19 protein-coding genes are annotated in these 20,290 nt (G+C 41.9%); 2 read left to right on the top strand and 17 right to left on the bottom strand.

Translation table 11 applies throughout. From position 1 onward, the window contains the following. Positions 1–85 precede the first annotated feature (85 nt). Complete coding sequence (locus WC496_10645; GenBank protein ID MFA5293478.1) at positions 86–1,621, top strand: glycosyltransferase family 39 protein; 1,536 nt, start codon at positions 86–88, stop codon at positions 1,619–1,621. A 40-nt stretch (positions 1,622–1,661) separates the two neighbouring features. Continuing rightward, complete coding sequence (locus tag WC496_10650; GenBank protein MFA5293479.1) at positions 1,662–2,024, top strand: TSUP family transporter; 363 nt, start codon at positions 1,662–1,664, stop codon at positions 2,022–2,024. Here the strand turns inward: WC496_10650 and WC496_10655 are convergent. The 17 genes from WC496_10655 to rpsT all read right to left on the bottom strand — a co-directional run bounded on the left by WC496_10655 (position 2,017) and on the right by rpsT (position 20,256). Next, complete coding sequence (locus WC496_10655) at positions 2,017–2,910, bottom strand: putative manganese transporter (GenBank protein MFA5293480.1); 894 nt, start codon at positions 2,908–2,910, stop codon at positions 2,017–2,019. The genes WC496_10650 and WC496_10655 overlap by 8 nt on opposite strands. A gap of 221 nt (positions 2,911–3,131) precedes the next feature. Continuing rightward, complete coding sequence (locus WC496_10660) at positions 3,132–3,551, bottom strand: Fur family transcriptional regulator (protein ID MFA5293481.1); 420 nt, start codon at positions 3,549–3,551, stop codon at positions 3,132–3,134. Between the two features lie 133 nt (positions 3,552–3,684). After that, positions 3,685–5,376: a glutamine--tRNA ligase/YqeY domain fusion protein gene (locus WC496_10665; protein MFA5293482.1), complete on the bottom strand. Its 1,692-nt coding sequence runs from the start codon at positions 5,374–5,376 to the stop codon at positions 3,685–3,687. Positions 5,377–5,468: 92 nt separating this feature from the next. Further along, complete coding sequence (locus WC496_10670) at positions 5,469–6,596, bottom strand: UvrB/UvrC motif-containing protein (GenBank protein MFA5293483.1); 1,128 nt, start codon at positions 6,594–6,596, stop codon at positions 5,469–5,471. Continuing rightward, positions 6,593–7,066 (bottom strand): 3-hydroxyacyl-ACP dehydratase FabZ family protein, encoded by a 474-nt coding sequence (locus tag WC496_10675; protein MFA5293484.1) that lies wholly within the window; start codon positions 7,064–7,066, stop codon positions 6,593–6,595. Before WC496_10675 ends, WC496_10670 begins: the two co-directional genes overlap by 4 nt. A 123-nt stretch (positions 7,067–7,189) precedes the next feature. After that, positions 7,190–7,363, bottom strand: a complete 174-nt coding sequence (locus tag WC496_10680) for a histone H1 (GenBank protein ID MFA5293485.1) — start codon at positions 7,361–7,363, stop codon at positions 7,190–7,192. A 96-nt stretch (positions 7,364–7,459) separates the two neighbouring features. After that, positions 7,460–7,936, bottom strand: a complete 477-nt coding sequence (locus WC496_10685) for a flavodoxin domain-containing protein (protein ID MFA5293486.1) — start codon at positions 7,934–7,936, stop codon at positions 7,460–7,462. Between the two features lie 274 nt (positions 7,937–8,210). Then, positions 8,211–9,785 (bottom strand): non-canonical purine NTP pyrophosphatase, encoded by a 1,575-nt coding sequence (locus WC496_10690; GenBank protein MFA5293487.1) that lies wholly within the window; start codon positions 9,783–9,785, stop codon positions 8,211–8,213. Continuing rightward, positions 9,778–10,761 (bottom strand): beta-ribofuranosylaminobenzene 5'-phosphate synthase family protein, encoded by a 984-nt coding sequence (locus tag WC496_10695; GenBank protein ID MFA5293488.1) that lies wholly within the window; start codon positions 10,759–10,761, stop codon positions 9,778–9,780. Before WC496_10695 ends, WC496_10690 begins: the two co-directional genes overlap by 8 nt. Beyond that, positions 10,761–11,459: a hypothetical protein gene (locus tag WC496_10700; GenBank protein MFA5293489.1), complete on the bottom strand. Its 699-nt coding sequence runs from the start codon at positions 11,457–11,459 to the stop codon at positions 10,761–10,763. The genes WC496_10695 and WC496_10700 overlap by 1 nt, the downstream gene beginning before the upstream one ends. 9 nt (positions 11,460–11,468) lie before the next feature. Further along, complete coding sequence (locus WC496_10705; protein ID MFA5293490.1) at positions 11,469–12,581, bottom strand: DNA adenine methylase; 1,113 nt, start codon at positions 12,579–12,581, stop codon at positions 11,469–11,471. Then, on the bottom strand, positions 12,578–13,234 hold the full coding sequence (locus tag WC496_10710; protein MFA5293491.1) for a hypothetical protein: 657 nt from the start codon (positions 13,232–13,234) through the stop codon (positions 12,578–12,580). The genes WC496_10705 and WC496_10710 overlap by 4 nt, the downstream gene beginning before the upstream one ends. Before the next feature lie 172 nt (positions 13,235–13,406). After that, on the bottom strand, positions 13,407–15,992 hold the full coding sequence (clpB, locus tag WC496_10715) for an ATP-dependent chaperone ClpB (GenBank protein MFA5293492.1): 2,586 nt from the start codon (positions 15,990–15,992) through the stop codon (positions 13,407–13,409). A 130-nt stretch (positions 15,993–16,122) separates the two neighbouring features. After that, positions 16,123–16,353, bottom strand: coding sequence for a hypothetical protein (locus WC496_10720; GenBank protein MFA5293493.1), 231 nt, complete (start codon positions 16,351–16,353; stop codon positions 16,123–16,125). After that, entirely contained in the window at positions 16,350–17,678 is a 1,329-nt protein-coding gene (locus WC496_10725; GenBank protein ID MFA5293494.1) for an alkaline phosphatase, read from the bottom strand. Before WC496_10725 ends, WC496_10720 begins: the two co-directional genes overlap by 4 nt. Beyond that, positions 17,675–19,891: a ribonuclease R gene (gene rnr / locus WC496_10730; protein ID MFA5293495.1), complete on the bottom strand. Its 2,217-nt coding sequence runs from the start codon at positions 19,889–19,891 to the stop codon at positions 17,675–17,677. Before rnr ends, WC496_10725 begins: the two co-directional genes overlap by 4 nt. A 98-nt stretch (positions 19,892–19,989) precedes the next feature. Further along, positions 19,990–20,256: a 30S ribosomal protein S20 gene (rpsT, locus tag WC496_10735; GenBank protein ID MFA5293496.1), complete on the bottom strand. Its 267-nt coding sequence runs from the start codon at positions 20,254–20,256 to the stop codon at positions 19,990–19,992. Positions 20,257–20,290 lie beyond the last annotated feature (34 nt).

Here is a 20,290-nt window from a genome sequence, read left to right on the forward strand (position 1 = left end):
AATAAAAACCAGTCTAAGATTAATTTAGGGTCTGGGAAATATTACGAAAGGGAATACAAACAATAAACAGAGGTACATTAAAGGATTGAACAATATCGTACAGGAGAAAATAGAAATTGAAAAGTCAGTACGGCCGAGCCTGGCCGGATTATTGATGTGGGTAATACCGGCATCGGCAGGGGCGTTTTTGCTGCTATTCCGGCTGGCTGACGTAGCCGGACTGCATCGCGACGAAGCAACCTTTGGCTTATTTGCGGAAATGATACAGAATGGCTTTCGACCGTTGCGGGGTTACTTTAATTTTTACACTTCTCCGGTTCACTCTTATATAATCGCTCTTTTTTTCAGCCTTTTTGGCGAATCTATATGGTCGCTCAGGGCCAGCGGTGTTCTCTTTAATCTCGTCGCAGTCTGGGCGTACATAGATGTGCTAAGGCGCATATCGCCCCGTGAAGCATTATGGACGCTTTGGTTTCTCGTCACGCTGCCGGCATTCATCGTTATGTCACGTATTGCTGGCGAAAACTATGCAATGAACCCATTATTCCTGTTTGGCGGAATATGGTGCTTTTATGTCCTCGGGCTGAAAGGACAATCGAAATGGGTAAACCGGGCCGGGTATTTCCTGACTGGTTTTTCGTTCTTTCTCGGATGCTGGAACCATATTGTTTTTGCGCCTGCGGCGTTAACTGTCGTTATTGTTTATCTTATTGCTTCGCGGATAAAAATAACAAAAATATCGGTCGTCCTGTTATGGTTTGCCGCCGGTGCGATAATCGGCGCCATACCCAAGTTGTACGGCGCGGCATTTCTCGGTTATCCACTGTTTCCGGCAACCGGCCGGACGACGCACTGCGACTTTAGAGAAGCGTTTTTAAATATGGTATATACATTGGGCGGCGATGCACTTTACATAAGAGCCTGCGGAAAAATACTTTTCTCTGTTAACTGGTTTTTGCCTTTGTGTGTTCTTGGTTTGGCAGGTGTTGTTTTTCGCCGCGATGTGCCGCCGCAAAAAAGGAAAATCTGGATTGCCGCGGCAGCCTGTGCGATTTTGAGCTTTCTGGGAACATTAGCGATTACGCCGAACGGACTGGTAGGCTCCAGGATATGGCTTTTGCCGTTATGGTTTGTACCGCTGCTTCTTGCATCGGCATTATCGACCTGCCCGAAAATGATTAGAGTCGGATTGGGTACCGCCATAATCATAACCAACATTGCCGCAATAAGCGTAAACTACTTCTATAATTTTCTTCAGGATAAAGGAACTCCGCTGGCGTCGGTCTACGTTGGCGGCCGGTACGATAACAGTTGGGACTTCATCGACCTTCGGCCTCTGGTAAACAAACTCGCCGACTATAATAACAAACCAATTTACATAGAGGATTTTAACGCCGACCGGCTAAAATTCCTGTTGCCGGCAGATTGCAGGACCAGGGCAAAGATAATAGAAGACCTTGTCAATAATGATAATGCCGAACCCGGCAGTATTATTGCTTTTTATAATATTAAGAGTCGTATTTTCCCGCCTAAGATTGATATAGGCAGAGCTGCGGGAATGAAAAAAGAAGAACTATGCACGCTGCATTATGTCGTTTTTGAGATTGCCGGAGTAAAATAAATCTTATCTGATATCTGGAAATATTACGAAAGGAACCGATATGACTAATGTTGTTCTTTATTTGATTTTGGGCCTCGTCGCCGGAATATTAAGCGGCCTCATCGGCATAGGCGGAGCTACGATAATAATTCCCGTACTGGTTCTAATGTTCGGCCTTTCCCAATATATGGCACAGGGCACAACACTTGCGCTGATGGTTCCGCCGATAGGAATACTTGCCGCATGGACATATTATCAGAAGGGCTTTGTCGACCTGAAAATCGCCGGTTTCGTATGCCTGGGCTTTTTAGTCGGCGGTTTGTTAGGCGCAAAACTCGCCATTGGAATACCCGAGCAGATATTGAAAAAAATCTTCGGAATATTCCTGCTTATCGTTTCGCTGCGAATGATTTTATTTAAATAGCCTGGATAATTATCCCAGCCAGAACACTTATAACCACCAGAAGGGCGATAACAAAAAGCGTATCCTTGAAACTTTTATTTTCCCTGACAAGCACTAAAAGTCCCAATCCTCCCGCCGCGCACAATCCCGCGACCAGAGAACCGAAGCTGATTGTCCCATCTGCGAACAGTTTGGCCAAAAGTACTGACGCGAAACAGTTGGGTATCAATCCAATCAGCGATGCCAGAAACGGCTGAAATACCGTTCCGCTCAGCAGCATTTCCGCGATTCTTTTTTCACCGACTTTTTCGATAATCAGATTTAATATGGCCGAGAGAACAAGCAAATAGATAAAGATTTTAATACTGTGCTGCAGCGGATGAAGAACCAGCGCTTTGAATTTCGAGTGTTTCTCGTCCAAATCATGGGCGCAGCAGCCCGCATGGTGCTCGTGTTCATGTTCGTCTTCGTGATGATTATCCGCGATGGCAGGGGCGGCTTGTTTCTCTGCCGGCAATCGCCGCAAAAGCAAATCAACCCCGATGCCTGCGATTATCGCGATACCAGCCTTGATAGCGATAAGAGTCCAGACCATATGTGCCTTGCCCGGCATAGATAGAAGTACCGGCACAGCCTCGTCCGAGGTCGATAGAAAAACCGCCAGCAGCGTTCCAATCGATATCAGCCTTTTGACGTACAGCGCCGAGCCTACCACAGAAAAGCCGCATTGCGGTATGCATCCGAACATCGCGCCAACCACCGGATTGAACATTCCGAACCGTGTCAGGATAGAACCCATACGGTCGCCGTATCGATATTCGAGAAACGAAACGAAAAAATAAATCACCACCAATAACGGCAGCAGTTTTAGCGTATCAACTAAAGCTTCTGTCAGAAATTCCATCATTTATCTCCAAAAAATAATTCTAATACTTATGGCAATCTCTAAAAATTGTTTTCCCGGTCATTTCGACCGAAGTCAGCGAAGCTGACGGAGCGGAGAAATATTTTTTAAAACAGATTTCTCCCCCTGCGAGGGTTTACGCTTTGCTCCAACGACTACGACCTGATAAATCAGGTCTCCGCTCGAAATGACAGTGAGCGTTTTTTTGATTTTTAGATTCAACCTTATCTGCATTGAGTACACAGACCTTTAATCTGCAATAAGTGAGATTCCACTTTGCATTTGAGATTTTTTTCAATCAACCGGGAAATTTCACTGAAGTTGCAGTAATCGACCTCTTCGGTTTTTTTGCATTTGGTGCATATAAAATGATGATGATGATGTTCGTCCGGTATGGAGCACAGCGAATAATGGAGCTGCCTGTCTTCTGAAAGCACCTGTACTAAAATGCCGATATCTTTCAGTTCGTCCAGTATCCTGTAAACCGTGGGCAGCCCGATTTTCGGCAGTGTTTTCCTGAGCCTCTTATGAACATCGCAGGGCTTCATCTGCGTATTATTTTTCAGAAAAAGCTTTATGACCGCCTTGCGCCGGGGCGTGATTTTCATCAGGTTGCCCTTCAAAACCTGCAGGAACCTGTCCATATCGCTCCTTTTCTAAATAGAAACCGTTTCTATTTAGATTATAACAGGGGATAATACTTTGTAAATAAAAATAATTTCTATTTATAACAGGAGAAAATACTGCTGTTTCCTTCGTGTCTTAGTGCCTTTGTGGCTACATCTTGGCGTTTTTAATTTTCGTCCATTCGTCGCGAAGAGTTGCTGTACGATTGAAAATCAATTTGCCATTCTTACTATCAGAATCAACGCAGAAATAACCGAGTCTCTCAAACTGCCATCTGCTCGAAGCCTTTGCCTCTTTAAGATAAGGCTCGACTTTGCAATTATTGATAACTTTCAATGAATTCGGATTAAGATATGCGGTGAAGTCTTTTCCTTCCTCGACTTCATCAGGATTTTCTTTTGTGAAAAGATGTTCGTAAAGTCTCACTTCTGCGTCTATCGCTGTTTTAGCGCAGACCCAGTGCAGTGTGGATTTTACTTTTCGCCCGTCCGGAGCGTCTCCGCCGCGGGTAGCGGGGTCGTAAGTGCATCGCAGCTCGGTTATATTTCCCGCCGAATCCTTTATTACGTTTGTGCAGGTAATAAAATACGCATAACGCAGACGGACTTCTCTGCCGGGAGCAAGCCGGAAGAATTTTTTCGGCGCATCTTCCATAAAATCGTCGCGCTCGATATAAATCTCTCTCGAGAATGGCACCTGTCTTGTGCCTGCCGCCGGGTCTTCAGGATTATTTATCGCGTCGAGATGTTCGACTTGTCCTTCGGGATAATTTTCAATAACAACTTTTAGCGGATTAAGTACAGCCATTACGCGCGCACTCGATTTATTTAATTCTTCGCGCAGGCAGTGCTGCAGAAGCGCAAAGTCGATTGTACTGTTGAATTTATTTACGCTGATTTTATCGCAGAAATTTCTTATCGCCGCCGGCGAATAACCCCGCCGCCTCATTCCACAAATCGTCGGCATTCTCGGGTCGTCCCAGCCGGAAACTAATCTTTCCTGCACCAGCTTGAGCAGTTTTCGTTTGCTCATAACGGTATATGTCAAATTCAAGCGGGCGAATTCTATCTGTTGCGGATGATAAATGCCGAGCGAATCAATGAACCAGTCGTACAATGGTCTGTGATTTTCAAATTCGAGCGTACAGATTGAATGTGTGATTTTTTCAAGAGAATCTTCCAGCCCGTGTGCCCAGTCGTACATCGGATATATGCACCACTTATCGCCGGTGCGGTGATGCGATGCGTGAACAATCCGGTACATCACAGGGTCGCGCATATTGAAATTCGGCGAGGCCATATCTATTTTCGCGCGGAGCGTTTTTGCCCCGTCAGGAAATTCGCCTTTTCGCATTCTCTCGAACAGGTCGAGATTTTCTTCGACGCTTCTATTTCGGTAAAGACTATCCTTACCGGCTTCTGTCGGTGTCCCCCGGCTTTGGCGTATCTGTTCTGCGTTAAGGTCGCAGACATAAGCTTTGCCTTTCTTTATAAGGTCAACCGCCCAGTCGTACATCTGCTGAAAATAATCAGAGCCGAAGAAAAGATTCTGACCCCAGTCCCAGCCGAGCCATTTCACATCTTCCTTTATCGAATCGACGTATTCCTGTTCTTCTTTTTCGGGGTTGGTATCGTCAAATCGCAGGTGGCATTTTCCATTAAATTCTTTTGCGATGCCGAAATTAAGGCAGATGCTTTTTGCGTGCCCTATATGCAGATAGCCGTTCGGTTCCGGCGGGAATCGAGTCTCGACCCTGCCGTCCCATTTGCCGCTCTTGCAGTCATCAGCCACAATTTGCCGAACAAAATCAAGTTTTTGCTGACCTTCGTTTTCCAAAGCCATATAAACCCTTAGTATTTAAGACCTTATATTAAACCAAATATTATACCCCAACTGTTTTTCCCGTCAAGATTATACTCCGAAAGCCCCTAACTTTATGTTGGGGGTTTTGTAACCCAATATTTTAAAATTGCTTCCAAAAAATTCTGTCTATCAAATCCATCTGAAACATTCAGCCACAACTCCGAAGGCTTGCTACGGTAGAGGAAATATGACGCTATCGAGAACCGTTCGATAATTTCGTCAGATATGTTTCCTGGAGAATTGATAAGATTTTTACTGATTGCCTCATAAATCGAATCAGGATTGTCTAAAGCAAAATCGCCCAGGTCTATTATGTTGAAAAAATCTATTACAAATACCGCGTAAACCTGCACTTTCTTCTTGCTGCCTTGTGGTTTAATTTTGAAAGACTTGTCTATATGTACGATTTTTAATTTTTTCAAATCGCCTGTCCACCTGTAAGTTTGTTTTTTAAGAGCGGCCAGTTTCTCGATTTTTTTCTTTAGTCCCGCCGCTTTTTCGAATTTTAGTTCCTTCGCGGCAGTCTGCATTTCCGTCTGAAATTTTTCAATGGCCCCGGCCGGATTTTTACCTGCCTCAAAAGCGTCTCTTAAAATAGTTTGATATTCTTCAGGGCTGATTTTACCGCCGCATACTCCCACGCAGGCATCCATCTGCAGATATGGACAGCTTTGCGTCTGTGCGGGATTATTTACAAGGTCGCTTTTCTTGCACAGCTTGAACGCATCTTCAATGGCCTTCAAAAAAACCGTTGCTGTCCTTTGTCCCGGAAAAGGCCCGAGTATTTCTTCCGCATTTTTGAAGGTCGGTTTTTTCGTAATTGAAAAGGATGGAATTTTTTCGCTCAAATCTATTTTGATAAACCACGGCAGGACTAATGTTATATGGTCCTTGTAGTTTTGACCGAATAGTTTTTTTGCCGCGTAGAAGTGTTTTACCGCCAGCCGGAATCTACATCGGCAGGGTGAATAATAAATTTTTGCGGTAATGCTTTTCAGGTCGGCGCGTTTATTGGATTCGATTTTTTCAGCGAGTTTGCTTTTTACGGCCCTTTTAATATTAGCGGTAGTTAAAAGCACTATCGGCAGGTTTTGGCCGTCCGCAAAAAAAACAAGACCTGCCGAATTCGGCAGGCCTGATAGTTCGTCATTAATAGAAAGGCAGTTTTCAAAAATTTCCTCTGCCTCTGTTTCCATCATACTCTAAGACCGCACAGCACAGCGTCGAAAACCATTATTCCGTTAACAATGCCCTGTGCCTTACAGGTATATTTTTTTCTTTCGTAACCCGTAATATGGCCGAGCAGATAGAGCCTTGAGCCGGGTTCGACCGGTTTTCTGAACTTCGCATCTTCGATACTCGCAAAACCGATAAAACCCGTCTTTTCGTAAACTCTTTTTATAAAAACGCTCGAAAGCTGCGCCGCCGCTTCAATCATTATCACCGCCGGCATAATTGGTCGGCCGGGTATATGTCCGCGAACCCAGAATTCATTTTCTGTTATGTCTTTATAGCCGAGAATAAGGAATTTTTCCTTATCGTACCAGATAATTCCGTCGAGATGCTGCATTTCATATCTCTGCGGATTTACTTCTTCGATGGCTTTTTTATCGAAAATTATTTTGTTAAGGTCTATCTTTGATAAATCAAATAGTTGTACCGGAGGCATCGATGTCCTTTCTTAACTTCAGAAAGCAGCGTTTCTGATAAGTGACTTATGTTGAGTCAACAACTCCCCTCTTCCATCTCTAACCGGATGCAAGCAAAGGATCAGGTTTTGCAGCCTAATTACTTACTCTACGACTCTCATTTCAAGAACTTTGTTCCTGACGGTCTGAGCGGCCTGCTTAATCATCTGCATTTGTTTGCGGACTCTTGTTCCGGCAGCTTTATTTCCGCCCTGTGCCTTGCTGATGTCGCTTTCGGCTTCTTCTATCAATCTCTTGAGTTCTTCGTATTCCTGCATAATTGTCTCCATACAAAAAATGTTCAATGAGGAATTTAACCTGTTAATAGGCTATTGTCAAAAAAAATCGCCCTTTTTAAAGCAAAAATAAGGGTATTATTTAAAAAGTTTTTTCGTCAGTTCCGCGACCCTTTGGCCGGCTCTTTTGCACTGTGAAACAGCCCTTTCATCAGGACTGCCGATAGCTACCGGACCATAATGGTCGCCTTGCGGATCGCCCTGGACAACCATTCCGTGAATCAGCATAGCCTCTAAAATGCCCATAATCGTGGTTTCATTTCCGCCGCCAATGTTGGCGGAACTGGCAAACGCGGCGCCTACTTTGCCTGACAATTTGCCGTGCTTACTCACAGAATCCGTAAAAAGCTGCATAATCGGAGCCGCCATCTGACCATAATATGTCGGCGAACCTATCACAATCGCGTCAGCAGCCAGAAGGTCGGCGACAACTGTCTTTTCGACAGACTTGCACTCTGTTGCTAATCCATTGTCATTCATAGATTTAGCTATTATCTCGGCCATCTTTTTTGTATTGCCGCTTTTGGAAAAATAAACCACAAGCCCCTTTGACATAAAGATTCCTTTCAATGCGAAACAAGCATATTTTAAAGTAAAGTCCAATAATTGCACGTTTTTTTATTAAAAAAGTGCTTTTTTTCGATATGGCAGAGACTACCTGTTAAAGTCGTTAAATCCTGCACAATTTAACATATATGGCCGCCAAGACACTAAGATTTTGTATCTCGTATTTGGATAAAATTGGTTTTCGAAAAAGAAATAGGTGCTATGGCGGACAAGTTTCGCAGATATAAAAGATGTTTTTTCGCCACGAAGGCACGAATCTACATTAGAGAAAATTCTTTATCAAGAGCATTGCTTTGCTTCGACCAGTATGGCACAGACGATACTTAATTTTATTATTTTGACTATGTATTTCAAAATATGGATGAAATCTTTGATTGAAATATCTGCTAACATTGTTCTTATTTGTTTTAATACTATTGGGAAAACAATCATTTATTTTATGTGCTATTTCCGTTGTCGTTAAGTATTGATTTTCTCTCAGCAAAGCTAGCAAGATGGCATCCTCTAAATCTTTTGGCCTTTCTTTAGGAATATTTGACAAAATTTTATTTTTTGATTCAGAAATTTGCGGATACTTCTTTAAAAAACTATTATAATAACTATTAAAATCGGAATTATTATAGATAATATCAGATTTCAATTTGGTTTTGATTTTTTGTAATCCCATTTTTATTTGTTGGCTATCACGGTCACGAAATTCTTTTTCCGTATCGATATCTCCTTTGCGCTTTCTTTTTAAATTTCTCTGAAATCTTTTTTCAAAATCAGCACCTATGAAAATCTGATAGACTTTATTGAGCCCTTTATAGTTAGATATAAAAATTTCAACTTCCTTCGGAGACCGAAAACCTGTGATAATAAATGGAACATCTTTTATTTTATCTAAATGAGAAAGAGTTTGTTCGACTACAATAGATGGTGAATCTATTAAAACTTTTTCTGCAAAATCTGCAATATTAACTGATGAATTTATTCCATGCCTTTCATAAAAACTCAAATGCATGAAATCGCTAGCTTCTATGTGATAATAGTTATATTTATCACTTAAAAATTCACCAAGAGTTGTTTTACCAGCGCAAGGCAATCCACAAACTAAAAAAGCAGGGGTGTCAAAGAGAGATAACGTTTTTTGTATAATGTTTTCTTTTTTACTGTTTTTAATCTTAATATCTAAAAAGGTTAGCATTTTTTTAAAGGCGCCAGCTCTAAAGTCGTATTGATCTGCGTCTTTAATTGGCAACATACTAATCGGGTACTTACAACCTTGGGGGACAAACCATTTATTAAATGATTTGTTATCAAGCCAAGGGTAAAGATCATTTGTTTTAATATTGTATTCTTTTTCTGTAATAGTACCATACTCTGCACTTGTAAACCTCTTGTAACCTTCACCTTCTCGCCAATACTTTGGCAAATATAATAAGATGTCAGAACGTACAATTACTCTTCTATCATTACCGTGTTCTTTTAATAGTTTGTCAACTGAGGTAAAATCGTGTTCTTTCATCCAAAATTTTATTTCAGTGCCTGGGACTTCTTCTGAGCTTGTACTTAATGCATTTATGATTACAGAAGTATCTTCGATAAAAAAAACTTCATCCAGCATTGAGTAAACGTCTTTTTGTGTTTTCGAAAGTTTTTGTTTTTTCTTTAAACGTCTTTCTATTGCGTTTTTAATACTTTCGTTGAGTAAATTATCTCTATCTGGTATACGCGGCTCATTATATGCGACACCATAATCTGATTTTAAAATTATATCAATGTCATGTTTCCGACATAAATAACGTGCATGTTGAAACTTCGTTCGATTAGAAGTAAGAAAAAGTAATTTAAACATATATAATTCTTCTTCCGCTATTTGAAGGTTTAGTAATTAATAACTCACAATTAATTTCCCCATTTTTCAACTTTTTAATAATTTTTTTAACATTTTTTGCCATAAAAAATAAGCTTGGTCCAAGACTTGACATGCCTACTGCTTCTGCTCCAAATTTATATAATTTTTGCTCAATATTAAAAAGTTTTTCCCCATATTGTTTTCTTTCCGATAATTTCCAAGCACACTGCTGAATTGATTTAAGTGCTAAACAAAAAGTCTTTTTGTCTTTTTCTTTAACAGCAGAATATAAACCATAGATTACATTATAAAGAGTTTTATAAACTTCGCTGGAGGGAATTGGACAAGTTTTTTTAAAAAAATCTGCTTCTTCTTTTTCTGTTTTATGAGGGATGTCAGGAATACATATTCCAATTTCCCATTCTGGCATTTCTAATCTTTGCATTAGTAAAGGCAAACTTTTCCTGTTTTCAGCTAATTGAGAAGGACGAAAGAAAAGATCTTTTTTTCGCCTTCCTAAGTCAATAATCATTCCTCCTTCAAAATATGTATTAATTCCAATTCCCGAGGTTCCTCCTCTGCCTGATGAAAAAACCAACTGTTCTCTTTTTGATTTCTTATTATTTAATAAATATAAGGCCTCTAAGCTGGCCAATCGAATGGCACTACTTGAGCCAAATCCAAAATGAGTAGGCATTTCACCAATAATTCTGATTTTAATGTTGTATTTAGCATTTATCTTTTGTTTTTCTTTGTTTACAATTTTTTCGATACGATTGACTTCTGGTTTTTGAAAGGGAGTTCTTCGCATATCATTAAAACTAAATTTATCAGATTTTGAGAAATTAATCTTTAGAGATGGCTTTTGAATAGAAAAACCTATTCCTCCATTAATACGGTACCCATTATTATCCATACCAATAAGGGTAAGATGAAGACGAGGATTTATCTTAATAGTCATTGAGTTTAAAGACATTAATTGGCATCTTTCCATTCAAATTCAAAATATTCAAGGTATGACTGTGCAAATATGCTACTCTTATCAGTATAAATTGTTGGGGTATTCTGACTAATTATATGAGGGTAAATTGGCCCCACAAAACAGTCATTATCAGCTCGAACTAGACTATGAAATGGAGAGTGAGAAAAATATTTCAGCTCAACAAGAGTATTATATTTAGTTTTGAGTGCCTCAATTAATCTCAAAGAAATTTTTGCACGATCTTTATCGTTCTGATTCCAAAGAAACTCCGGTTTGGGAAGTAGAAACTTCACGTGGACTCCTCTTCCTAAAGCTTCAATTAGAGCCTTTTTGTCCGGTCTGGTGTCATCTGCAAAATCTTTCATAAATCGGGAAGCAGTATTTCCAAGCACATAGATTTCTTTTTTAGTCTTCTCGATTACTGCTCTATAAAGAGCTTCTTCGTCTCGATAAGAGAGGACCTTTTTAATGCCTAATTTCTTAACCCTTTCTATTTCATTGTGTTCGGTTGCCATTAGTAAAAGCTGTAACCATCCAACAAAAAGCCCTGTTGCTACACCTCCTAATAGCGTTGTAATTTTTATGTTCGACTCATAAAAATACCATACCGTAATGACTAATATAATGATCAAGACCAGCCAATATATAATCCTATATAAGTATATATTAAAATATTTCCTAAAAAATTCCATAATGACTCCTTATTTTACATATGAAGATAATTTATCAACACCTATCAATAAATATTCTTTGTGAAAACCATTATTTTTATTTAGGGCATAATCATATTTTTTCCCGGGAACTAAAAAAACTTTTTTCTTAAACTTGTTCAGTAATTTAGCGAGTTTTGCCTTGGAAGGAATTCCAGGCTCCTTGTAAGAAACAACAATGGTAGATTTTTTAAAAACATCAAATAATTTCTCAAATGCAGAAATATTTAATATAGGTGAAATCCATTCGTTCTGCCCATCTTCTGCTAAACAAAGATTTTTAGAATTATAGTCAATCCGTTCGCCCCAGTTATCCTTATTGCAAGCACCTTCCAAGAAATGATAAAATTTAAGATAATTAACCTCTGAGCCGCTAGCTTCTTTTCTAATATATGGAGGATCAACATAAATCAGATCAAATTCTTTTCTATTATTCAAATTAGAAACATCTAAATTGAGTGCTAGATGTTTCTCGCCATTGTCAAAAACATGAGTATTTAATTCATCACAGAAATATCTGAAGTAAGTGTCGAATGAGCCTTCCCATGATGTTTTATTACCAAAACTTCTTTTAACATTATTTAAACGCAATCGCAAATTTGCTCTATGAAACAGGTTGAATGGCCGTTTCTTGAGCGCGCTTTGGCAAAAAGCATAAAATGCTAAGGCCCTCTTGTATTGTTTAATTTTCTCAGGGTAAATATCGGGGAAATTATTCCAATTACACAAAAATCTATCTATCCACTCGTTTTCTTCATCTGTATAATAAATATTTTTAAAAGTATTTTGGACAAAATTTGAATACTTAATCTTTTTGTGTTTGGTTAAAAAAAATTCGACATCCTCCATAGTAATCACAATTTCATTATTTTCAATTAAAGATTTACCAATATAGTAATTGAATTTAAGATAATCATTATAAGTTACCTGCTTACCCATTTTTTTAAATAAATAACTAACGCTTGCAGTGCCACCAAATACATCTAATACCGACTTAAACTTTAAAGGAGAGATGTGTTTGTAAAGCCAAGGCAATAACTTTCTTTTACTACCTTGATAACGTGTCGTTGGCAAAATATTGAAATATATTTGCACTGGCTTCATCTTATATTTGACTCTTTGATTATATTTAATAATTCATTTTCAGATAAATTCATACTTATCCCAGGTTTCTTACTTAAATATTCCCAAATATTTTCGTTAGAAAGATTATATGTTTGTCGAATGCCTTTAATAATATGTTTCAAATAATTACTCGAAGGTGGCAATACTTCTTTCGGATTAAAATCCCAATGTGCAGTTAAGGTAAAAATCGGAAATCCTTCTTCCGTACCTAAAAAAACTAATCTCCCATACCATGATTCCTTAACGGTCAAAGCGCCTATGTTTTTTGCTTCAAGAAAATCAATATTAATTGTCTGTTTCATACCGACCTTGTTTTCCTGCCGAAATACATCTTCAAATTGCTCTTTAGTAATCAAATATTTTCTTCCCAATGTCCTAATTGAAGTGTCAATTTCTAAACCTAAAAAACCAACTGACTTATTTTCCCATTTTGGCGAACTTTTCGCGAAATATAATTGGAAAGGGATTGAAATCATTCCTCCATCCACAGCTGGAGTTTTATCACGACAGCCAACATCAAACACAGAAGTGCCTTCGGGAGTTCCTCCTTTTATATAACACGAGAAACGATATTCATTAAGATTGGTACCATATACAGCATACCATACGTTGTCTTTTTTGAAATCATTCATGATTTATCCAAATCTTTGTTTTTTTATTTGTGGTATTCTCCAAGAAATAGGGATAGCTATGATTGTAGCCGGAAACATGGAAAAAGGCAAAGGGGAAAACTCCTGAAATTATTGTTGCCGAAACGGCAGTTTCGGGTAAATTAAGGCAATGACGAAACACCCAGAAGACGTTTTAGCCAACCTTTTCAAAGGTGAAATTGTGGGCGTTGGCGTCGATTTTTATAGCATCGCCTTCGGCGAATTTACCTTCGAGTAATTCAGCGGCAAGTTTGTTTTCCAGTCTCTGCTGAATTGTTCTCTTTAGCGGCCTTGCGCCGAAAGAGGCGTCGTATCCTTCATCCATTAACTGCTTTTTAGCGTTTTCTGTAAATTCGACGTTTATATGTCTATCGCGCAGACGCTGCGCGAGATGGGCGAGCTGTATTTCGATAATTTTTTTAAGGTCGTCCTTGCTCAGCATATGGAACACGATACTTTCATCAATCCTGTTGAGAAACTCCGGCTTGAAATATTCTCTCAGGACTTCCTTGACGTGCGCTTCGATTTCCCAGTCGGCGCCTTTTTCTTCGGTAAGTTTTAATATCTGTTCGCCGGCGATATTGCTGGTCATTATTATAACGGTGTTTTTGAAATCGACCGTTCTGCCGTGGCCGTCAGTCAATCTGCCTTCGTCAAAAACCTGCAGCAGAACATTGAACACATCCGGATGCGCCTTTTCAACTTCATCGAGCAGAACAACCGAATAAGGTTTCCTGCGGACAGCTTCGGTTAATCTTCCGCCTTCTTCGTAGCCGACGTAGCCCGGCGGAGAACCAATAAGACGGGCGACGCTATGCTGCTCCATAAATTCGCTCATATCGACGCGAATCATGGCGTTGGAGTCGTTAAATAAAAATTCCGCCAGTGCCTTTGAAAGTTCGGTTTTGCCAACACCTGTCGGACCGAGAAACAGAAATACGCCGATGGGCCTGCCGGCATCGCCTAATCCTGCGCGATTTCTGCGGACGGCATCGCACAGTGCGCCGACAGCTTCGTCCTGCCCGACGACTCGTTTGTGGATTTCCTCTTCCATATGAAGCAGACGTTCTCGCTGGCCGCTCAGCAGTCTTGAAACCGGCACTCCAGTCCACTTCGAGACTATTTGCGCTATATGTTCTTCTGTAACTTCGTTGCGAATCATCTTGCCAGTATCGCTTTGGGCAAGCTGTTCTTCTTTTTTGTTCAGTTGTTTCTGAAGTTCGGCGATAGTGCTGTATTTGAGCCGGGCCGCCGCTTCGAGGTCTCCTTTGCGCTGCGCCTCGTCAAATTCATTATTGGCGCGGTCAATCTTTTCTTTAATCTGTTTTATCGAATCGATGTCCGCTTTTTCGCCTTCCCATTTCGAGCTGAGTTCTTTATCCTGTTCCTGCAGTTCGGACAATTGCTTCTCAAGATTCTCAAGCCGTTTCTTGCTTGCGTGGTCGGACTCTTTTTTCAGAGCCTCCCTTTCAATCTGAAGCTGCATTGTTTTTCTGCGTATATCGTCGAGCTCCGCCGGCAGCGAATCGTTTTCAATCCGCAGTTTCGACGCGGCCTCGTCAATCAAATCGATTGCCTTGTCCGGCAGCCATCTGTCGGAGATGTATCTGTTGGAAAGCGTCGCCGCCGCGACAAGAGCCGCATCGGTAATTCTTACGCCGTGATGTGTATCGTATCTGTCCTTGAGTCCCCGAAGTATCGCGATTGTTTCCTCGACGGAAGGGGGGTCAACCAGAATCGGCTGGAACCTTCTCTCCAGCGCCGCGTCTTTTTCGATATGTTTTCGGTACTCGTCTATTGTCGTTGCGCCGATACAGCGGAGTTCTCCGCGTGCAAGCGACGGCTTGAGTAAATTTCCGGCATCGACGGCGCCTTCGGCTTTTCCTGCGCCGACTATCGTATGCAGTTCGTCTATGAATAATATTATTCCGCCGTCCGATGCGATAACTTCCCTGAGAACCGCTTTGAATCTGTCCTCGAATTCGCCGCGGTATTTCGTACCGGCAATTAAAGTTCCCATATCGAGAGCGACTACTTTTTTATTTTTAAGTCCCGCCGGGACATCGCCCGCGACTATTCTTTGTGCAAGACCTTCGACGATTGCCGTTTTGCCGACGCCCGGCTCGCCGATGAGAACCGGATTATTTTTTGTCCGCCGATTCAAAACCTGCATACATCGCCTGATTTCATCTTCCCTTCCGATAACCGGGTCGAGCTTTCCCGCCCGTGCCATTTCGATAAGGTCGATGCTGTATCGTTCGAGAGCTTTGTATTTGCCTTCCGGGTTTTCATCGGTAACTTTTCCAGAGCCGCGGATTTGTTTCAGTGCAGCTTCTATTTGCTGGGTCGTTATGGAGTTGACGGTCAGGATTTCCTTGGCGTCGCTTTTAACCGACCCAAGCGACAGAAAAATATGTTCGACGCTTAAATATTCATCGCCTATTTTGTCCGCGCGGTTCTGCGCGTCGAGAACTATCTGGTTAAGAACAGGGTCGGGCATAATCTGACCGCCTACATTTCCGGTAGCAAGCCTGTTGATTTCGCCGTTGGTCATTTCCCTTATTCGGCCGATATTGGCGCCGATTATTTTCAGTATCATAACCACTATGCCGTTGTCATCTCGCAGAACTGCTGCCAGCAAATGCAGAGGCGAAAGGGTGGTATTGGACTTTGCCATCGCGATTTGCTGTGCCGTGGCAAGGGCTTCCTGCGCTTTTAATGTAAATTTGTCAAACTGCATCGTATTTCCTTTCCAACTCTAAGAATACATAGAGCAAAGAATATACCTAAATTGCGAAAAATATAAGTGTTTGACATACAACAGGTTGCAAAACAGGGCCGTTTCTATTTATATGCCAGTTTGGCAGTTTTTAAAAGACCATCGCCAAAAACAGCAGAAGCGTCCCGATAACTATTCCCGCAAAAGTTATCTGCGACAGGCGGTTGTACCGGGCAAAGCCGGGGTGAGTATCCTGAAATTCCCAGTATATATCGTCGAAGTCGGAATCGTCCTTTGGACGGAGTTTAAGTTTTACGTACAGATGCGCAATGACAGAAACGATTAAAAATAAACTGCCGAAAACTATCAAAAAAAATCTCATTTTTGCGCTGATGTTTTCTGTTCAAGAATCGTGAAAAGAACTTTAGGTATATCAGTATTGTCTATGTACGAACCGTAAACAGGGTCTTTGCCTTTTATCTGTCTGGCAAAAAGTTCCGAACCCTGTCCCTTTGCGAATAAAAACACTGGCGCATTTATATGGTCATGACTGTGCCATTTCATTTTCGGCATTTTTCTTTTGCCGCTGTTTTTTACAACTGTTGCTTTATTTTTGTCGCTTTTCGGCCCGGTTAGATAACCCGTCTGATGGTCTGCCGTTATTATTACAAGTGTATTATCCCAGTCGCTTTTTGTCTCGACCCAGTTAATAACCGCATCGGCGGCACCGTCGAAATCAATCATTTCTTCAATCATCCTTGCACTGTTATTCCAATGCGATGCCCAGTCAACGGCTCCTGCTTCAATCATAATAAAAAATCCATCATGGTCGTTGTCAAGCACATTAAGAGCCGCTTTTGTCATCTCGGCAAGGTTCGGCACATTCTTATTAAGAGGCGCATCGAAAGGAACTGAAGATTTGCCACTGCGTTTTTCCTGTAATGTTTCAGCAGCTTGCGCGACCCCGATAACTCTTTTCGGCGTTTGGCCATCGGCAAGATTTATAAAATCCTGTTTACTTTGTATCAAAGTCCATTTATCCGCTATTCCATCGCCGTCAGCGTCGCTGCCGGCAGAGCCTTCTATAAGCGAATTCCATGTTTGCCTTCCGCCGACATATTTCAGCTCGCCCGGCTTGCTAAGTTTTTTGCCGCTGTCATCGAATAAAGGATTTCCGCATCCGAAAATAACTTCCAGTGCGCTTTCATTTATCATTTCATTTGCGATATCCTCATATCCGTATCTCGAATGTTTATGAGCAACAAATCCCGCCGGCGTTGCATGGCTGAGCGGTACCGTTGTAATGACTCCCGTTGACATTCCGAGTTTTTCACATTTTTCGACAATATTTTCGTCGGTGTCGATACCGAGTGAGCCGTTATTTGTTTTTACTCCGGTCGCCAGCGCGGTAGCCGCCGCTGCGCTGTCGGTGTAGCCGGATTTTACATAGCCGAAGTCTTCTTCTGCTTTTTTCGGGTCATAGGAACCGCCCGCAGGATATGTGGTTACGGAAAGTTTTACAGGAAACTTTTCATATAATTGCGAACCTTTTTTACCGTCGGTGTAATAATCCGCCGCGTTAATATGATTAATCCCGCCTCCGTCAACGATTATCAGAATAATATTCTTCGGATAATCCGCCGAGGAAGCAAAAACAAAGGATTGAAGCAAAAGAACCGTCAGGGTGAGATATTTTACAGTTTTCATCTTTTCCTTTTCTTATGTTTATTTTTATATTTTGTTTTCTTTTCGCGCCTTGGTTTTTCTTTCTGTTTTCCCTTTTTCCCGCCTGCCCGCCGAGGCTGGCCAACCGGCACAACATTCAATTGTCTTGCCGCAAGATTAACCGATACAATCTTAACCGTCAATGCCATACCTATATGAAAGATTTTCCCGCTGCCGGTGCCATGAACGCACTGGGCGGAATGGTCGTAAACAAATTTATCGTTTCCGAGCAAATCAATCGGAATAAGCCCTTCAACGCCGAACTTGGTGCACTGAACGAAAATCCCGAAATTCGCCAAACCGCATACTACCGTCTCCATAGTTTCCCCGAGCCGGCTCTGCATAAGCTGCAAAACTAAAACCATCCGCAGGTCGGACTCGGCGTCTTCAGCTCTTCTGTCCGTAAAGCTGATATGCCTGCCGATTTCAATAAGTTCCTCGTTCGACGGAATATCGTCATTATTTTTTTGCGCCTTGCCTTTAAGATAAAGTTCCAGCAGCCTGTGAATAAGCAAATCGGCGTACCTGCGAATCGGACTTGTAAAATGAGTGTAATGCCGCGATGCCAGTGCGTAATGCCCGATACTCAGCGGCGAATATTCCGCACGCGCAAGCGAACGAAGAACATAAGTATTCACCGCGAAACCTGCCGGCTTATCTTTTACATAATCGATAATATTCTGCAAATCGAACCTGTTCGGATTTTTCGGCGCCGAAACGCCGAGCACCTTAAGAGTTTGGGCGAGAGTTTGCAGGCTCAGCGAATCCGGGTCAGGATGTATCCTTCGTATAAACGGAATATCCAGACTGTCGAACAGCCTCGCCACCGCTTCGTTCGCCTCGACCATAAACATTTCTATCATCGTATGCGGATAACTGTTATCGGCAGGGTGCGCGTCAACTACTCTGCCGGCTTTGTCAAAGACAAGTTCAATCTCCGGCATATCTAAATGCAGCATTCCTTCGCCACGGCGTCTGGTCTCGATAATTTTCGCCAGTTTCTCCATATCGTGCAAAAGCGAAACGGCTTCCGCCGGTTTTTGTGTCTTTTGTCCTTTGAGTATTTTGTCGGCTTCGGTATATGTCAGCCTTGCCGTCGAACAAATAATACTTTCGGCAAATTCCGTTTTGAGCACCTTGCCGGACTTATCGTAAGTTATAAAAGCGGATTTCGTAAGACGTCTCTGCTGCGGCTGAAGACTGCAAACGCCGTTGCTTAGCGTCTCCGGAAGCATCGGCAGTACAAGCCCCGGCAGATAAACGCTGTTGCCTCTTTCCTTCGCTTCGACATCGAGCGGCGAACCGGGTTTTACAAAAGCGCTGACATCGGCGATATGCACGCCGAGCGTAAATGTATTATCAGGATTTTTTTCAACGCTTATGGCGTCGTCAAAATCCTTCGAATCTTCCGGGTCGATGGTTATGATAACTTTTTTTGTCAAATCGAGCCTGTCGGAAAAATCGGACTGCTCAAAATTTCTCGCCGCCTCTCCCGCAGTTGCAAGACAATCGGAATTAAATTCGTAAGGCAGCGCGAACCGCCTGATAACGGCGTCTATTTCCGTTTTATATGTCCCGCTTTTGCCGAGCACTTCGACGATAACACCTCGCCCGTATTGCTGCGACGTCGGATAAATTATCATCTCGACAACGGCCTTGTCGCCGGGCTGAGCGTTTTTCGCCGTTATATCCTGAATCTCTATGACCTCGGTGAATTTACCGTCCGGCACAAGGTAATAGGAATCGCCTTTTCTTATCACGGCGCCTACGAAACGGTTATTCGCCCGTTGCAGAATTTCGATAATTTTCCCGCTGTATCGTGCTTCCGCCCCGCGGGGTGCTTCTTTTATCACCTTCGCGACAACCGTATCGCCCGTCATCGCCTCTGCCGTATAATCGGCAGGGATAAACAAATCGCCGTGTGAATTCTTCTCCGTCGGCGTTACAAAACCGAAACCTTTTCTCGAGCCTCTGAATGTGCCGTATATTTTCTCCGAAACATTCGGCAGCGAGACAAGATTTTTTGAGCCGATGATAACCAGTCCTTCTCCGCGGAGCTGCTCGAACGCCTCTTTGAAATTGTCGAATTCGTCCCCGCTTATTCCGAGGGACTTTGCGAAGTCGGAAAGCTTTACCGGCTTGTACTCTTTGTGACCCAGATGGGTCATTATTTTCTTTTTTAAAACATCAACCATTTATTTCCCCAAAAAACAAAAAAACGCTATACCAATATTTCGCCGGCATAGCGTTTTTAATCCGTGTATGTCCGTGTTATAGTCCGCGTAAGTCAGTGTCATCCCTTAAGTTTGTTGATTTTTTTCGCCATACGCGACTTGAGTCTCGCCGCTTTCTTTTTGTGTATGGTTCCTTTCGCCGCGACCTTATCGAGCTTGCTGATGATGAGCTTGAACTGCTCGGCTGCGACTTTTTTATCTCCGCTGCTCAGCGCCGCTACAAGACCTTTAATCTGCGTTTTGACTTCGCTCTTGCGAGCGCGATTGATAGCTCTTTGTTTTACGTTCTGCCTTACTCTTTTTTTGGCCGATAATGAATGTGCCATTTGTACTCCTGATTAAAAAACTTTCTATTATTAT

The sequence above is a fragment of the Phycisphaerae bacterium genome (genome assembly GCA_041652575.1).
Classification (GTDB): Bacteria; Planctomycetota; Phycisphaerae; order Sedimentisphaerales; family UBA12454; genus UBA12454.

Excerpts from the sequence above, each read along its gene's own strand:
- WC496_10650 (MFA5293479.1), top strand. The coding sequence starts at position 1,662 with ATGACTAATGTTGTTCTTTATTTGATTTTGGGCCTCGTCGCCGGAATA.
- WC496_10655 (MFA5293480.1), bottom strand. The coding sequence starts at position 2,910 with ATGATGGAATTTCTGACAGAAGCTTTAGTTGATACGCTAAAACTGCTG.
- WC496_10660 (MFA5293481.1), bottom strand. The coding sequence starts at position 3,551 with ATGGACAGGTTCCTGCAGGTTTTGAAGGGCAACCTGATGAAAATCACG.
- WC496_10665 (MFA5293482.1), bottom strand. The coding sequence starts at position 5,376 with ATGGCTTTGGAAAACGAAGGTCAGCAAAAACTTGATTTTGTTCGGCAA.
- WC496_10670 (MFA5293483.1), bottom strand. The coding sequence starts at position 6,596 with ATGATGGAAACAGAGGCAGAGGAAATTTTTGAAAACTGCCTTTCTATT.
- WC496_10675 (MFA5293484.1), bottom strand. The coding sequence starts at position 7,066 with ATGCCTCCGGTACAACTATTTGATTTATCAAAGATAGACCTTAACAAA.
- WC496_10680 (MFA5293485.1), bottom strand. The coding sequence starts at position 7,363 with ATGCAGGAATACGAAGAACTCAAGAGATTGATAGAAGAAGCCGAAAGC.
- WC496_10685 (MFA5293486.1), bottom strand. The coding sequence starts at position 7,936 with ATGTCAAAGGGGCTTGTGGTTTATTTTTCCAAAAGCGGCAATACAAAA.
- WC496_10690 (MFA5293487.1), bottom strand. The coding sequence starts at position 9,785 with ATGTTTAAATTACTTTTTCTTACTTCTAATCGAACGAAGTTTCAACAT.
- WC496_10695 (MFA5293488.1), bottom strand. The coding sequence starts at position 10,761 with ATGTCTTTAAACTCAATGACTATTAAGATAAATCCTCGTCTTCATCTT.
- WC496_10700 (MFA5293489.1), bottom strand. The coding sequence starts at position 11,459 with ATGGAATTTTTTAGGAAATATTTTAATATATACTTATATAGGATTATA.
- WC496_10705 (MFA5293490.1), bottom strand. The coding sequence starts at position 12,581 with ATGAAGCCAGTGCAAATATATTTCAATATTTTGCCAACGACACGTTAT.
- WC496_10710 (MFA5293491.1), bottom strand. The coding sequence starts at position 13,234 with ATGAATGATTTCAAAAAAGACAACGTATGGTATGCTGTATATGGTACC.
- clpB (MFA5293492.1), bottom strand. The coding sequence starts at position 15,992 with ATGCAGTTTGACAAATTTACATTAAAAGCGCAGGAAGCCCTTGCCACG.
- WC496_10720 (MFA5293493.1), bottom strand. The coding sequence starts at position 16,353 with ATGAGATTTTTTTTGATAGTTTTCGGCAGTTTATTTTTAATCGTTTCT.
- WC496_10725 (MFA5293494.1), bottom strand. The coding sequence starts at position 17,678 with ATGAAAACTGTAAAATATCTCACCCTGACGGTTCTTTTGCTTCAATCC.
- rnr (MFA5293495.1), bottom strand. The coding sequence starts at position 19,891 with ATGGTTGATGTTTTAAAAAAGAAAATAATGACCCATCTGGGTCACAAA.
- rpsT (MFA5293496.1), bottom strand. The coding sequence starts at position 20,256 with ATGGCACATTCATTATCGGCCAAAAAAAGAGTAAGGCAGAACGTAAAA.